The organism is Bradyrhizobium sp. RP6, from assembly GCF_003837805.1.
Lineage (GTDB): Bacteria > Pseudomonadota > Alphaproteobacteria > Rhizobiales > Xanthobacteraceae > Bradyrhizobium.
The window spans coordinates 262,557-276,558 of the sequence record NZ_RQIT01000006.1; the positions used below are offsets into that span (position 1 = coordinate 262,557).

A 14,002-nucleotide genomic window follows, 5' to 3' on the forward strand; every position below is an offset into this window, starting at 1 on the left:
GTTCCTGACTTAACTCAAGGCCCGCGACACTCAAGGCCCGCGACGAAGCCCTCAGTGCACGACCGGCCCGCCCGCCTTCTTCCAGGCATCGATGCCGCCGGCGATATGGGCGGTGTTGAGAAGCCCGGCTTCCTTCGCGGCCGCAACCGCCATCGCCGAGCGTTCGCCGAAGGCACAGAAGAACACCACGCGGCGGCCGGTGGCGGCGGCGACCTCGCGCAGCATGCCGCCGGGCTTGAGGCTCTCCTCGACGGACGGATAGGGCGTGTGCAGCGCGCCCTCAATCATGCCGTGCTTCAACCGCTCATTGGTCTCGCGCAGATCCACAAGCAGCATGTCGGGCCGGCCGAGAATCCGGATCGCTTCCCCGGCGCTCAGCGCGCGGCCCTCTTTCTCGAGCTCCTCCTGATGCAGGCCGACATGCATGTTGGCGGGCACCGCCACGTCCATCATCTTCGGATTGGGCAGCTTCAGGTTCGCCATCAGCTCGATATATTCGTCGACCGAGCGCACCTGGAGCCGCGGATTGTAGCGCTTCTCCTCGCCGATGGTGGAGACGGTATCGCCCTTGTAGTCATGCGCCGGGAACACCATCGTCTCGTCCGGCAGCTTCAAGAGGCGGTTGAAGATCGAATCGTATTGCGCGCGCGATGAGCCGTTCTGGAAATCGGTGCGGCCGGTGCCGCGGATCAGAAGCGTGTCACCGGTGAAGACGCGGTCGCCCATCAGATAGGAATAGGAATCGTCGGTGTGACCCGGCGTGTACATCACGTCGAGCGACAAGCCCTCGATCGTCACCCTGTCGCCGTCGGCCACCCGCATCGCCACCACATCGGCCTTGGTCTGGTCGCCCATCACGGTCATGCAATGCGTGCGGTCGCGCAGTTCGCCGAGGCCGGTGACGTGGTCGGCATGCAGATGGGTATCCACGGCCTTCACCAGCTTGAGGTCGAGCTCGCGCAGCAATTGGCAGTAGCGGTCGACCTTTTCCAGCACGGGATCCAGGATCAGCGCCTCGCCGCCGTGGCGGCTGGCGAGGAGATAACTGTAGGTGCCCGAAACGCTGTCGAAAAGCTGGCGGAAGATCATGGCAGGACCCGGCTTGGAACTGACTTCGAGAATTCTACTACGGTGGGGGCCGGAAAGAGAAGCAATTCACTGTGTGAATAGCAATATTTGGAAGATTTTTATTGTGAGGCGGGTGACAGGGCGGGGGCAGCCGGTCCCACAAACTCAGTGTCGTCCCCGCCAAGGCGGGGATCCATAACCACAGGGAGGAGTTGCGGGCGTAACCGGTAACTCCGGGTCATCGCCAAAGCACTCCTGTTGGCTATGGGTCCCGCATCGGCGTGCGCTTGAGGCGCGCTTGACCGGGACGACAGGGAGATCGCCGGGCTCGCATCATCCCTGGTCCGCAATGCCTGGATTGCCTTCGACTCCCTTCAGCGTCACGCCGGAGCCGAGCCGCTCCTGAAGCATCCGGCCCGAGCGCAGATACTTGCCGACGACGTCCCACACCGGCGCGCCTTGCTGGCCGTTGACCGAAGCCCAGCCCGCGACCTTGTAGCGGTGGCTGGCAGCGAGCGCCTTGCCGCTGCCAAGCCTCAGCTCCGAGATGCGGTTGCCGATCGCGGCTGTCGGCGTGCAGGTGTAGCTGAGCCCGCCGACGCGCACCATGTCGCCGCCCTGCTGATAATAGGGGTCGGCGTTGAAGAGATTGTCGCAGACGTCTTCCAGCACGTCCTTGATCTGGGCTCCCGTCATCTCCTGCACATAGGTTTCGGGATAGGTGATCGCGGTTTCCGCGAGCAGATCCTCCATGGTCAGCGCCTGGCCGGACAGCGCGGTGACGCCCCAGCGGAAGCCCGGCGACAACGCGATCTCGGCGTCGAGCTCGGTACGCAGCGCCGCGCAGATCAATTCGTCGATGGGCCCGGAGAAATTGTCTCGGCGGTAGAGCAGGCGATCCGGCGTTGCGATCTTCTCCGACCAGTCGCTCACATGCGGCGCGCGCAGCCGGCCGATCAGTTCGGCCATGGCAGGGTCGGGCTTCAGCAGCTCGGAATAGACCGGCAGCAGATGATAGTGGATGTCGCTGACCTTGCCCCTGTCGACTGCAAGATCGAGCACGGCCAGGAATTTCCCGTTGGAGCCGGCATTGGTGACGAGCGTCGTGCCGCCCGCATTCTTCACGGCAATCGGCTGCGGCACGGCATCATGGGTGTGGCCGCCGAGGATGACGTCGATGCCGGTGACCCGGCTTGCGAGCTTGAGGTCGACATCCATGCCGTTGTGCGACAGCAGGACGACGGCGTCGACCTTGTCGGTGCCGCGCAAGGTGTCGACATGCTTCTGCAATTCCTCCTCGCGGATGCCGAAGCTCCAATCCGGTGTGAACCGTTTGGGATGCGCGATCGGAACGTAAGGGAAGGCCTGGCCGATGATCGCGACGCGGTGCCCGCCGAGCTCCTTGATCATGGATGGCTTGAACACGCGTCCCGCGGCCTTGTCGAAGGCGGGCGCGTCGTTGAACGCCGCTTCCTCGGTCAGGAACACGTTCTGCGCCAGGAATTCGCCCTTGAAGCGCTCGAGATTGTCGCGCAGTGCCTGCTCGCCATAGGTGAATTCCCAATGCCCGGTCATCGCCTCGATGCCGAGCAGATTGGCGACTTCGACCATGTCGCGGCCCTGCATGACGTTGGCGAGCCCGGTGCCCTGCCAGAGATCGCCGCCGTCGACGAGCAGCGAACGCTTCTCGCCGACATCGCCGCGCAAGCGATCGACCAGCGTCTTCAGGTGGGCGAAGCCGCCGAGCTTGCCGAAGCGGCCTGCGGACTTCTCGAACTCGAAGCAGGTGAAGGCATAGGCATCGGCGCTGTCGGGCCGAATGCCGAACCGCTCCAGGAAGGCGCGGCCGACCAGATGCGGCGGCCGTCCCGCCATCTCACCGATGCCGATATTGACGCTGGGCTCCCGGAAATAGACCGGATTGAGCTGCGCATGCGTGTCGGTGATGTGCAGGATCCGCGCATTGCCAAACCGCTCGACGTCGTAGATGCTGGCGGTCTCGGTGCCGCGGGCCAGCCGCGGCAGGCCGAGCGTCGCGGTGGCAAGGCCTGCACCCTTCAGGAAATCGCGGCGGCGGATCGCCATCCAAGAATTCTCCGCGCCTCTCGTGATCGTCGGACTATTCCACTCAGGCGCAGTCTAGCGGATTTCCATCGCCTTCCAGGCTTCTTTTTCGGACGTGGCCTGGAAGATCGACGCCTTCGCCAGGGCTTCGGCCTCCCTGGCTGCGGCCACCGCACGGTCGAAATCGCCGCCGTCGGCAGCCTTCCTCGCTGCCGCCAGCGCAGATACGGTCACGGTCCACTGATTGCGCATGCCAGCCGCCTCCCTGGAGGCGGCTTCGGCGGCGGCATAGGCCGCCTTGTAGTCCGCCTCGTTCGCCGCGCGCGCGGATGACGCAAGGCTTGCGACAAGCAGCATGGCGAGAGCAAGTGACCGCTTCATGGCCGTGCTCCCGGGCCCGAGATCGGCAGGCCGTTGGCGACGTAGGACAGGAAATACTCGACGTCGCGATATTCGTCCGATTGCGGCTCCAGCGGAACCGCGCGGGTCTGGCTGTTGCAGGTGACGAAGCGGCGGCTGGTGGTGCCCATGCCGCTCCATTCGGAGCGGTAGATCGGCATCGCGTTGAGGATGCCGAGCGCCGGTGCCAGGGTCTCGGCGCGGATGCGCTCACCCGGGCTCTGCACATGGCAGCTGGCGCAGGAGAAATTCAGCTGGCCGCGCCGCGTGTAGAAATAGCGCTTGCCGTTCTCGTACGCCGCCAGCGCACGCGGATCGTCGGGAATCTTGATCTCCATCGGCTTGCCGCGCGAGGTGTAGGCCATGTAGGCGGTGAGCGAGGCCATCTCGTCCTTGACGTAGGAATAGGGCGCTTCGCCATTGGCCTCGCGGCAGCGGTTGAGCGCAAGCTCCAGCGTGACGACCTTGCCTTCCTTCTCGTCGAAATAGGGATAGTTCTGGCGGATGCCGATGCCGCCGTTCGGGAAGCAGTCGGCGTAGGTCTTGCCGTTCTTGAACGGGGTCGCAAACATCTCCTTGCCGGCATCGAGCGCGAACTCGTAGGGCGGGAATTCCTCCTTTTCCTGCCACTGCCGCTTCATGTCCTCGTTCATGGAATAAGGACCGTTGACGAAATCCTCGTGCTTCACGTTCGGAAACTTCTGGAAGAAGAAGTTCTGGAACGCCTTCGCATCGGCGACGGGATCGACCTTGTCGGCTGCGACGACGCGCGTTGCGACGAGAACAAGTGCCGCGAGTGCGACGAAGGCTGAGCCGAGCAGAATCGCGGCGCGCTGTTTCATCACGCGATCTTCGCGGTGGTCGTATCCGACGCACCCTTGTTGTCGGTCCAGGAGATCTTGAGCTCGTCGCCCTTCTTGGCGCCCTTGAAGCTGAACTTGACGTAGGGGTCCTTGGAGACCGCAGTGCCCCAATTGGCGACGAAGACGTCCTTGCCGTTACATTCGAACTTCAGCTCCTGGATGAAGTGCGCCGGAATCGGCTCGCCCTTGGAATCCTTGACCAGGCCGGTGTCCATGGGGTGCTGGATCAGCGTCTGCACCTCGGTGATGTCGCCGTTGGATGTCGCGCGCACGCGAATGCTGGATGCCATGTCGAACTGCCTCGCTTAACCGCCGCAACCGCCGACGGTGACCTTGACCTCTTTGGTCGCGCTGTAGAGCTTGCCGTCGGCTTCCACGATCGCGGTCAATCTGGTGGTCTTGGCCATCTTCAGCCGGTTGGCGACGGCAGGGATCGTGCCGTCGGGAATCTTGTAGCTTGCCGCGAGCGCGTTCGGGTTCTCGGCCACGAAGAATGAGATCGAGGTCACCTTCTCGAGTGACGTCGTCACCGAGATCGGCACCACGCCGCCGTTCTCGGCGATCTCCGGCGCGTCGAGCTTGACCTTGTCGGACGGCTCCGCGGTCTTGCCATAGAGCGCCTTGATCGCATCCGCCTCGTTCTTCTGCTTGAACGCCTCTTCCGGATATCTGTCGTTGGCCGCGGCACGCGCGGGAGCGACGCCGAACGGCAGATTGCCGAGGCCGAGCAGCGCGACACTGGCTGCGCCCTGAAGGATCAGGCGCCGTGTCGGATCGAGGCCGGTGGTCGCGGTCATCTCAAGTCTCCTGGGCAGCCGGCCGTTACAGGGTCTGCAGGAAATCAACGATCGCGTTGATCTCCTGTTCGGTCAAAATCCGGTTTCGACCGAACGGCGGCATCATGGTCTGCGGGTTGCGCTTGGTTTCGTCGAAGATGATCGCGACCAGCTCGCTGCGATCAGGGTATTTTGATTTGATGTCCTTCAGCTCCGGACCGATCGTTCCCGGCAGGTCGCCGCCCTTGATGACGTGGCAGGTCAGGCAATTGCCCTTGCCGCGGTCGAAGGCGAGCTTCTGGCCCTCGGTCACGGTGGACTGCGCCCCCGCCGGGGCAACAGCCGCGCCGGCGAGCAGGGCCAGAGCAACCAGCAGGACGGGCTTGCAAGGAAAGGCGGTCAAGGCATCGTCCCGGAGCGTTATCTCGATGATCTCGTTTGCGGAATGGCTTCAAAAGCACAAAGGGCATCGCCTGACAATCAAGACTATGCAGGCGGCAAAATGGAGTTAATATCCTCCGCATTTCAACCGATGAGATAGTTCGTTCATCAGATCGACTGCGATTAGCAAATTATTCTCAGGGCGTTTTGGCCCTCACTCCAGCGTTTTCTGTTTAACATTTTTGGGGACGTCACTTGGCTGAATATGTCGTCGAATTTGGCAGGGATGGCGGGCGGGTCGAGCCGGATGGCCGGCTCGATGCGCCGGCCTTCCATCGCAATCACGAACCGATCTGGGCGGCGCTGGAAAAGCATCTGGCGGGCTGCACCGGCAACGTGGTGGAACTCGGCAGTGGAACTGGCCAGCACGTGGTTCATTTCGCCCGCCACACGCCCGATCTGATCTGGTGGCCGAGCGACCTCAACCAGCGCCATCTCAAGAGCATCGAAGCCTGGCGCGTGCATGCGGGCCTGCCGAACATCCGCTCACCCCTGCGGATCGATCTCACCGATCCCGACTGGTGTCCGGAGATGAAGGGCGGGCAGGGGCCGACGAGCCTTGCGGCCGTGTTTTGCGCCAATGTCATTCACATCGCGCCCTGGGCCGTGGCCGAAGGCCTGTTCGCCGGCGCCGGCCGCTATCTGCGCGCCGACGGCAAGCTGTTCCTCTACGGCCCCTTCAAGCGTGACGGCAAGCACACCGCGCTCAGCAATGCGGTGTTCGACACCTCCTTGCGCGAAGGCAATCCCGAATGGGGCGTGCGCGACATCGTCGACGTGGAGAGTCTCGCACGTGGAGCGGGTCTTCACCTCGTCGATACCATCGAGATGCCCGCGAATAATCTCACGCTGGTGTTTGCGAGGAGCTAGGAGGTCGTCACGCCCGGGCTTGTCCCGGGCTTCCACGTTCTTCGGGCACCAAGGCAAGGCGTGGATGGCCGGGTCAAGCCCGGCCATGACGATCAGAAACATCGGCGCACCCAACTCTAGCCTTCATCCTTCCACCCGATCCTCTCCTTCAGAAACCTGAAGCCGAGCACCTCGAATCCAGCGCGCTCCTTGTTGTCCTTGCCGTAGCCGTGGCCGCCGGCGGCCGGCTCGTAGAACCAGGCTTCAAAGCCCATCGCCTGGAGCTTTGCGGCCATCTTGCGGGCATGGCCGGGATGAACGCGGTCGTCGCGCCGCGTGGTCGCGATCAGGATCGGCGGATAGGCCTGGCCGGCCTTCACGTTGTGATAGGCCGAGTAGGTCTTCAGCCACTCCCATTCCTCGGGCTTGTCGGGATCGCCATATTCCGCGATCCAGCTCGCGCCCGCGAGCAGCTTCGTGTAGCGGCGCATGTCGATCAGCGGGATGGTGCAGAACAGCGCGCCGAAGCGCTCGGGGTAACGCACCAGCATGTTGGTGATGAGGATGCCGCCGTTCGATCCGCCCTGCGCCGCGATGCGCTTCGGCTGCGTCACGCCGCGCCGGACCAGATCGGCGGCCACCGCGGCGAAATCGTCATGCGACAGCTTCTTGCCGGCCAGCCGTCCGGCATCGTGCCAGCGCGTGCCGAACTCGCCGCCGCCGCGCAAGTTTGCCTGCACCGTCGTGCCGCCGCGCTCCAGCCACAGCTTGCCGAGCGAGGCGTTGTAGTACGGCTTCACGGCAAGTCCGAAGCCGCCATAGGCGCTCATGTAGACCGGCGCATCGCCGGTCTCGCCGGCGGGCCCGGTCTGCACGTAGGGAATACGCTCGCCGTCGATCGAGACCGCCTCGTGCTGCGTCACCACGAGGCCTTCGGCGGTGAACGTCTTCGGCGCCTGCTTCAGCACGGACGGACTGGCAACGCCGCGCGCGATCAAGAGCAGCGACGGCGGCGTGAGCGGGTCCTGCACATTGGCGAGCAGGTCGCCATTGCTTTCGGAGGCATGGCGATCGAGCGGCCAGACGTCGACGACGCCAATTCCCGGCAGGCCGCCAAGCGTCTCGCGGCTCCAGCCCGTCGCGGATGGCGTGCAGATCTCGAAGCGCGGTCTGAGCTCGTCGAGGATCGACAGGACCAGCTTGCCGGCGGCCCAGAACAAACCCTGCAGCGCGCGCCGCGGTGCCGGCTCGAACAGCACCGCGAAGTCGCGGCGGCCCTCCAGGAATGCCGAAAGCGAGATGCCGAGCACGGTATCGGTGACATAGGTCTGGCCTGCGACCGTCCAGTCGTTGCGCAGCTTCATCGCGAACCAGTCGCCATGCGCCTGCATCCAGATGCCGGTCGGCAAATCGAGCTTCGTCGTCGTGCCCGCCGCATCGCGCAGCCGGATCGCGTGGTTGAAGAAGTCGATCTGGTCGACGATCCAGACCCGCGGCGCTGCACCGGTGTGGTCGGCACTGCCATAGATCGTCATGTGATCGGCTGCGGTCTCGATGATCACCTGCGCCTGATCGACAGGCTGGCCTCGCCGCCACAGGCGAACCGTCCGCGCATATCCCGAGCTCGTCGCCATGCCCTCGCCATGGGCGCTCGACAGCAGCAGCGTGTCGGCATCGAGCCAGTCGACGCTGCCCTTGGCCTCCGGCAGCGTGAAGCCGTCCGCCACGAAGCTCTTGGTGGCGAGGTCGAATTCCCGCAGGGTGACGGCGTCGCTGCCGCCGCGCGACAGGCTCAGGATCGCGCGCGAGCTTCCCGGCATCGTGGCGATCCCGCCGAGCAGCCAGTCCTCGCCTTCGCTTCTCGCGAGCTGGTCGATATCCAGCATGGTCTCCCATGCCGGATCGGCTTTGCGAAATTCCGCCAGCGTCGTGCGCCGCCACAGGCCGCGCGGGTTGCTGGCGTCCTTCCAGAGGTTGTGCAGATCGTTGCCGCGCCGGCTGACATAGGGAATGTTGTCCGGCCGGTCGTAGATCGCCGCGAGGATATCGCGGTCGCGCGCGAAGGCCGCTCCACCGAACGCGGCGAGCGTCAGGCTGTTCTGCCGCTCCACGAAATCGAGCGCCTGCGTGCCCTCGATCTCCTCGAGCCACAGCCAGGGATCGTCGTCGGGAGCACTGATCGTGGGCCTGTCGTCGACGGACATGAACGAAACTCCAAAAACTCGCGGCGGATAGGATTTGATCGAGCGCAAGCCGTCAAGGGCGCGGCCCGCTATCATCGGTCCGATTGCGTCAGAGGCATGGCCTGCGCCCGTTTGCGCCGGTTGTCTGCCCTTCCGCGCCCCTCCATAGTGCCGGGAATCAACAAGACCCCTTGAAAGCCTAAAAAGCCCCTTGGGGCGGAAGTGCCGATGCTGGACGTAACTGCTGTCAATGAGGTCGCCGACGATGCCCGCGCGCGTGCCAATGTTATCCGCCTCGCCGCCGCGCAGGCGCTGACCGGCGCCAACTCGGCCGTCATCTTCGCCACCGGCGCGATCGTCGGCGCCACGCTCGCGCCCGACATGTCGTTCGCGACCGTGCCGATCTCGATGTATGTGGTGGGGCTTGCCGCCGGTACGCTGCCGACCGGCGCGATCTCGCGCCGCTTCGGTCGCCGCGTGGCTTTCGTCATCGGCACCGGCCTCGGCACGCTCACCGGCCTGCTCGGCTCGGTCGCGATCCTGCACGGCTCCTTCGCACTGTTCTGTGTCGCGACCTTCCTGGGCGGCCTCTACGGCGCCGTGGCGCAGTCCTATCGCTTCGCCGCCGCCGACGGCGCCAGCGCGGACTATCGCCCGAAGGCAGTGTCCTGGGTGATGGCGGGCGGCGTATTCGCCGGCGTGCTCGGTCCACAGCTCGTGCAATGGACCATGGATGTCTGGCAGCCCTATCTGTTCGCCTTCAGCTTCCTGGTGCAGGCCGCGGTGGCGCTGGTCGCCATGGGCATTGTCGCCGGCGTCGACATGCCGAAGCCTGCGCCGGCCGATCTGCACGGCGGGCGGCCGCTGCTGACCATCGTGACGCAGCCGCGCTTCATCGCGGCGGCGCTGTGCGGCGTGATCTCCTATCCCATGATGAATCTGGTGATGACGTCGGCGCCGCTCGCGATGCAGATGTGCGGCCTGTCGGTGTCCGATTCCAATTTCGGCATTCAATGGCACATCGTCGCCATGTACGGGCCGAGCTTCTTCACAGGGGCGCTGATCGCCCGCTTCGGTGCACCCAGAATCGTGGCCGCCGGCCTGCTGCTGGAAGCCGGCGCCGCCGGTATCGGCCTCTCGGGCCTCACCGCCATGCATTTCTGGGCGACGCTGGTCGTGCTCGGAGTGGGCTGGAATTTCTCCTTCATCGGTGCCTCCGCGCTGGTGCTGGAGACGCACCGTCCGCAGGAGCGCAACAAGGTGCAGGCCTTCAACGATTTTCTGGTGTTCGGCATGATGGCGATCGGCTCGTTCTCCTCGGGCCAGTTGCTCGCCAATTACGGCTGGTCGGCGGTGAACCTGGTGGTGTTTCCGCCTGTTGTTCTCGGCCTTGTCGTCCTCTCGCTGGTCGCATGGGCCCGCCGCCGCAAGGCGCGGCTGGAGGCGGCCATGGGCGAGTTCCCGGATGCAGTTTAGATTGGCGGGAGGCTGTCAGCAGCGTTGATGCTTCGATCGCCGTCGAAGTGAATTTCGAAAGGCCGGTTGTTACATGATGCTCGTCATCAACAGACGGGCGTGACGCAAGGCGCTCGCGGGGGACACGAAGGAGAAGCGCAAATGCTCGACAATCCCCGCCACGCAACCCCCATCGGCGAATCCTCTCTCCGCTACGAAGGCTGGCGCATCGTCGCGGTCTGCTTCCTGCTCGCCACCTTCGGCTGGGGGCTCGGCTTCTATGGCCAGAGCGTCTACGTCGCCGAGCTCCAGCGCGCGCGGGGCTGGCCGACCACGCTGATCTCCGCAGGGACGACGTTCTTCTATCTGTTCGGCGCGCTGCTCGTCGTCTTCGTCGGCGAAGCCGTGCGGAAATACGGCCCGCGCCTCTGCCTGATTGCGGGCACGCTGGCGATGGCGGCCGCCGCGGTCGCGATCGGCACGGTGCGCGAGCCCTGGCAGCTCTATCTCGCCGATGCCGTGCTCGCCTTTGGCTGGGCCGGCACCAGTCTCGCCATGATCACCAACACGATCAGCGTTTGGTTCGACCGCAAGCGCGGCATGGCGATCAGCCTGGCGCTGAACGGCGCAAGCTTCGGCGGCATCGTCGGCGTGCCGCTGCTGGTGATGCTGATCGGCCAGATCGGCTTTGCCGGCGCGATGTATGCCGCTGCCAGCGCCATGCTGGTGTTGCTGTTGCCGGTCATCCTGCTTCTCGTCGGCCGCGCGCCCGACCTTCACGACCGGCACGCAACGGCGAAGGTCAAGCCGCTATCCTCGACGCAGATCCGCGCATGGGCGCTGCGAGATGTCGGCTTCCTCACGGTGACGATCGCCTTCGCCCTGGTGCTGTTCGCCCAGGTCGGCTTCATCGTGCATCTGATCTCGTTCCTCGATCCCGTCATCGGTCGCGAGCGCGCGGCCGTGGCGGTCGCCGTGCTGACCGCGATGGCGGTGGTCGGCCGCGTGCTGTTCTCGCTCGTGATCGACCGCCTCGATCAGCGCCTTGCGTCCGCGCTGTCGTTCCTCAGCCAGGCAGCCGCGCTTCTCGTCGTCATCAATCTGCACGATGACTATGTGCTGATCGCGGCCTGCGCGGTGTTCGGCTTCTCGGTCGGCAATCTCATCACCTTGCCGTCGCTAGTCGTGCAGCAGGAGTTTGATTCCGCCGCGTTCGGCGTGCTGATCAGCCTCAACACCGCGATCAACCAGGTGACCTACGCGTTCGGCCCGGGCGTCGTCGGGGCCTTGCGCGATTGGTCCGGCGGCTATTCGCTGCCGTTCTATCTCTGCATCGCGCTGGAGGTGGTGGCGGCGGCGCTGATCATGGTGCGGGGGAAGCCACGGGCGAAGATGGCATAGACGCGCAATGATGGGGAGGGAGCGGAGCTCACGCCTCGCGCTGCTTCAACAACGCCTCCACATCCAGCCGCTTGGTGAACATCGCCAGCCTCCCGTCCGGCCCGAACGGCCATTGCTCCCTCGGCTTGTCCCAGTACAGCTCGACGCCGTTCTGGTCGGGATCGCGCAAATACAGCGCCTCGCTGACGCCGTGATCGCTGGCGCCATCCAGCGCAATGCCGGCCGTGAGCACCCGATGCAGCGCATCCGCCAGCGCGGCGCGCGTTGGATAGAGGATCGCGGTGTGAAACAGCCCGGTCGCATCAGGCGGCGGCGGCGAGCCGCCCTTGCTCTCCCAGGTGTTGAGCCCGATGTGATGGTGGTAGCCGCCGGCCGAGATGAAGGCCGCGCCCGAGCCCATGCGCTGCATCAGCTCGAAGCCGAGCACACCGCAATAGAAGCCGAGCGCGCGATCGAGATCGGCGACCTTGAGATGGACGTGGCCGATCCTGGTGCCGGCGGCGACGGCGGGGCTTTGCGACATGGGAATGCTCCGTTGCTGAGCTGCACATAGGGCGGGGCTCGGGACAGCGCCATTGCTCATCTCGAAACCCATCGTTTCCAGATAGTAAGCTAGGCCAGCTCCGACACCTCGCCTTCCGGCAGGCCGAACTCGAACGTGTTGAGCGTCATCGACACCAGCGTGTAATAGCCGCACAGTCCGACCACCTCCACGACGCCGCGTTCGCCGAGCAGCTTTACCGCGTCATCATAGAGCCCCCTCTCGACGCCGTGGCCTTCATGCAGCGACTTCGCGACGTCGTAGATCATCCTGCCCTTGGGATCGTCGAAGTCGGGCGTGCGGCGGTCGCGGATCGCCTCGATGATCTCGGGCTTCATGCCGCCGGCGAGTGCGAGGCGCTTATGCGCGTACCATTCGTAATGCGCGGTCCAGTGCCGCGCCGTCACCAGGATCGCGATCTCCGAGAGCTTTGCCGGGAAGATCGTGTCGAACCGCATGACCTCGCCGAGCCGCGTCGCGTGACGTGCCATCTCCGGGCTGCCCAGCCAGGCCATCATCGGCGCCGGCGGCTTGCCGCGCTTTCCCGCAATCGATTCGTCGTAGGTCTGCCGCTGGCTCTCGTTCATTTCGCCAGGCGAAAGAAGTTTCAGGCGCATTGTCGTTTCCTCTTTGTTTTCAAGCCTCGCCGCAGGGCGACTATAGCCGACTGCGAGTTGCGGAAGTGGTTGAATTCCGCGGGGGCTTGGCCCAGAGTCGTGCCCAACAAGTCGATTTTGATTGATGGAAACGACCATGAGCGACACTGAGACCGCCGATCTCGAGATATTCCGCAACGAGACGCGCGCCTGGCTGGAAGCCAATTGCCCGCCGGAAATGCGCAAGCCCGCGACGTCGGATGCCGACGTGTTCTGGGGCGGGCGTAACGCAAAATTCTCGTCCGAGCCGCAGCGCATCTGGTTCGAGCGCATGCGCGACAAGGGCTGGACCGTGCCGGACTGGCCGAAGGAATATGGCGGCGGCGGCTTGAGCGCGGCCGAGCACAAGGTGCTGCGCGCCGAGATGGCGCGGATCGGTGCGCGCCCGCCGTTGTCGAGCTTCGGCATCTGGATGCTCGGGCCGGCGCTCTTGAAGTACGGCAACGACGCCCAGAAGAAGGAGCACCTGCCGAAGATCGCGGCGGGTGAGATCCGCTGGTGCCAGGGCTATTCCGAACCGAACGCCGGCTCCGATCTCGCCTCGCTCCAGACCCGCGCCGAGAGTGACGGCGACGACTTCATCATCAACGGCCAGAAGATCTGGACGTCCTACGCCAATTACGCCGACTGGATCTTCTGCCTGGTCCGCACCGATCCCGCCGCGAAGAAGCATGACGGCATCAGCTTCATCCTGTTCGACATGACCTCGAAGGGTGTCTCGACCAAGCCGATCCTGCTGATCTCCGGCTACTCCCCGTTCTGCGAGACCTTCTTCGACAATGTCCGGGTGCCGAAGTCGAACGTGGTCGGCACCATCAACCGCGGCTGGGACGTCGCAAAATATCTGCTCCAGCACGAGCGCGCGATGATCTCAGGCATGGGCGAGCGCGGCGTCGGCCGGCCGCTCGGCCAGATCGCCGCCGATTCCGTCGGCACCGATGGGCAAGGCAGGCTGGACGATGCCATGCTGCGCGGCAAGATCGCGACGTTCGACGTCGACGAGGCCGCGCTCGCGGCCTGCGCCGAGCGTGCGGTCGATCTCGCCAAGGCCGGGCAGGCGCATCCGGCGTTCTCCTCGGCGATGAAATATTACGGCACCGAACTCAACAAGCGCCGTCACGAGATCCTGATGTCGGCCGGCGGCGTTGATGCGCTGGAATGGGAGAGCGAGCGCTCCAGGCAGGGGGCGCGCCCGCGCGCCTGGCTGCGCACCAAGGCCAACTCGATCGAGGGCGGCACGTCCGAGGTCATGCTCGGCATCGTCGCCAAGCGCATCCTGGATCTGCCGGGGGCGTGAGCCACCGTC

Annotated in this window: 14 protein-coding genes; 4 read left to right on the forward strand and 10 right to left on the reverse strand. The window is 64.9% G+C overall.

What is annotated here, in order from left to right:
• Positions 1 to 51: 51 nt before the first annotated feature.
• The 7 genes from EHH60_RS15400 to soxX all read right to left on the reverse strand — a co-directional run bounded on the left by EHH60_RS15400 (position 52) and on the right by soxX (position 5,573).
• The gene (locus EHH60_RS15400) at positions 52 to 1,089 is read right to left on the reverse strand and encodes an MBL fold metallo-hydrolase (RefSeq protein WP_124160304.1); all 1,038 of its coding nucleotides are present in this window, start codon (positions 1,087 to 1,089) and stop codon (positions 52 to 54) included.
• Between the two features lie 312 nt (positions 1,090 to 1,401).
• Positions 1,402 to 3,153, reverse strand: coding sequence for a thiosulfohydrolase SoxB (gene soxB / locus EHH60_RS15405; RefSeq protein ID WP_124160305.1), 1,752 nt, complete (start codon positions 3,151 to 3,153; stop codon positions 1,402 to 1,404).
• Between the two features lie 54 nt (positions 3,154 to 3,207).
• The gene (locus tag EHH60_RS15410) at positions 3,208 to 3,513 is read right to left on the reverse strand and encodes a hypothetical protein (protein WP_124160306.1); all 306 of its coding nucleotides are present in this window, start codon (positions 3,511 to 3,513) and stop codon (positions 3,208 to 3,210) included.
• Entirely contained in the window at positions 3,510 to 4,373 is an 864-nt protein-coding gene (gene soxA / locus EHH60_RS15415; protein ID WP_199751485.1) for a sulfur oxidation c-type cytochrome SoxA, read from the reverse strand. The genes EHH60_RS15410 and soxA overlap by 4 nt, the downstream gene beginning before the upstream one ends.
• The gene (soxZ, locus tag EHH60_RS15420) at positions 4,373 to 4,684 is read right to left on the reverse strand and encodes a thiosulfate oxidation carrier complex protein SoxZ (RefSeq protein ID WP_124160308.1); all 312 of its coding nucleotides are present in this window, start codon (positions 4,682 to 4,684) and stop codon (positions 4,373 to 4,375) included. Before soxZ ends, soxA begins: the two co-directional genes overlap by 1 nt.
• 15 nt (positions 4,685 to 4,699) lie before the next feature.
• Complete coding sequence (gene soxY, locus EHH60_RS15425; RefSeq protein WP_124160309.1) at positions 4,700 to 5,191, reverse strand: thiosulfate oxidation carrier protein SoxY; 492 nt, start codon at positions 5,189 to 5,191, stop codon at positions 4,700 to 4,702.
• Between the two features lie 25 nt (positions 5,192 to 5,216).
• A complete protein-coding gene (gene soxX / locus EHH60_RS15430) occupies positions 5,217 to 5,573 on the reverse strand; it encodes a sulfur oxidation c-type cytochrome SoxX (protein ID WP_124160310.1) in 357 nt (118 codons plus the stop codon).
• Between the two features lie 233 nt (positions 5,574 to 5,806).
• On the opposite strand from soxX, the gene EHH60_RS15435 reads away from it, so the two are divergent.
• The gene (locus tag EHH60_RS15435) at positions 5,807 to 6,481 is read left to right on the forward strand and encodes a DUF938 domain-containing protein (RefSeq protein WP_124160311.1); all 675 of its coding nucleotides are present in this window, start codon (positions 5,807 to 5,809) and stop codon (positions 6,479 to 6,481) included.
• A gap of 116 nt (positions 6,482 to 6,597) precedes the next feature.
• On the opposite strand, the gene EHH60_RS15440 is transcribed toward EHH60_RS15435, so the two are convergent.
• Positions 6,598 to 8,664, reverse strand: coding sequence for a prolyl oligopeptidase family serine peptidase (locus EHH60_RS15440; protein ID WP_199751486.1), 2,067 nt, complete (start codon positions 8,662 to 8,664; stop codon positions 6,598 to 6,600).
• Between the two features lie 207 nt (positions 8,665 to 8,871).
• On the opposite strand from EHH60_RS15440, the gene EHH60_RS15445 reads away from it, so the two are divergent.
• Both EHH60_RS15445 and EHH60_RS15450 read left to right on the forward strand, forming a co-directional pair.
• Positions 8,872 to 10,119 (forward strand): MFS transporter, encoded by a 1,248-nt coding sequence (locus EHH60_RS15445; protein ID WP_199751487.1) that lies wholly within the window; start codon positions 8,872 to 8,874, stop codon positions 10,117 to 10,119.
• Between the two features lie 141 nt (positions 10,120 to 10,260).
• Positions 10,261 to 11,499, forward strand: coding sequence for an MFS transporter (locus EHH60_RS15450; protein ID WP_124160314.1), 1,239 nt, complete (start codon positions 10,261 to 10,263; stop codon positions 11,497 to 11,499).
• A 28-nt stretch (positions 11,500 to 11,527) separates the two neighbouring features.
• Here EHH60_RS15450 and EHH60_RS15455 read toward each other — a convergent pair whose 3' ends face one another.
• Positions 11,528 to 12,022, reverse strand: coding sequence for a VOC family protein (locus EHH60_RS15455; protein ID WP_124160315.1), 495 nt, complete (start codon positions 12,020 to 12,022; stop codon positions 11,528 to 11,530).
• Between the two features lie 89 nt (positions 12,023 to 12,111).
• Positions 12,112 to 12,657 (reverse strand): carboxymuconolactone decarboxylase family protein, encoded by a 546-nt coding sequence (locus tag EHH60_RS15460; protein WP_124160316.1) that lies wholly within the window; start codon positions 12,655 to 12,657, stop codon positions 12,112 to 12,114.
• A 136-nt stretch (positions 12,658 to 12,793) separates the two neighbouring features.
• On the opposite strand from EHH60_RS15460, the gene EHH60_RS15465 reads away from it, so the two are divergent.
• Positions 12,794 to 13,993 (forward strand): acyl-CoA dehydrogenase family protein, encoded by a 1,200-nt coding sequence (locus EHH60_RS15465; protein ID WP_199751488.1) that lies wholly within the window; start codon positions 12,794 to 12,796, stop codon positions 13,991 to 13,993.
• Positions 13,994 to 14,002: the final 9 nt, after the last annotated feature.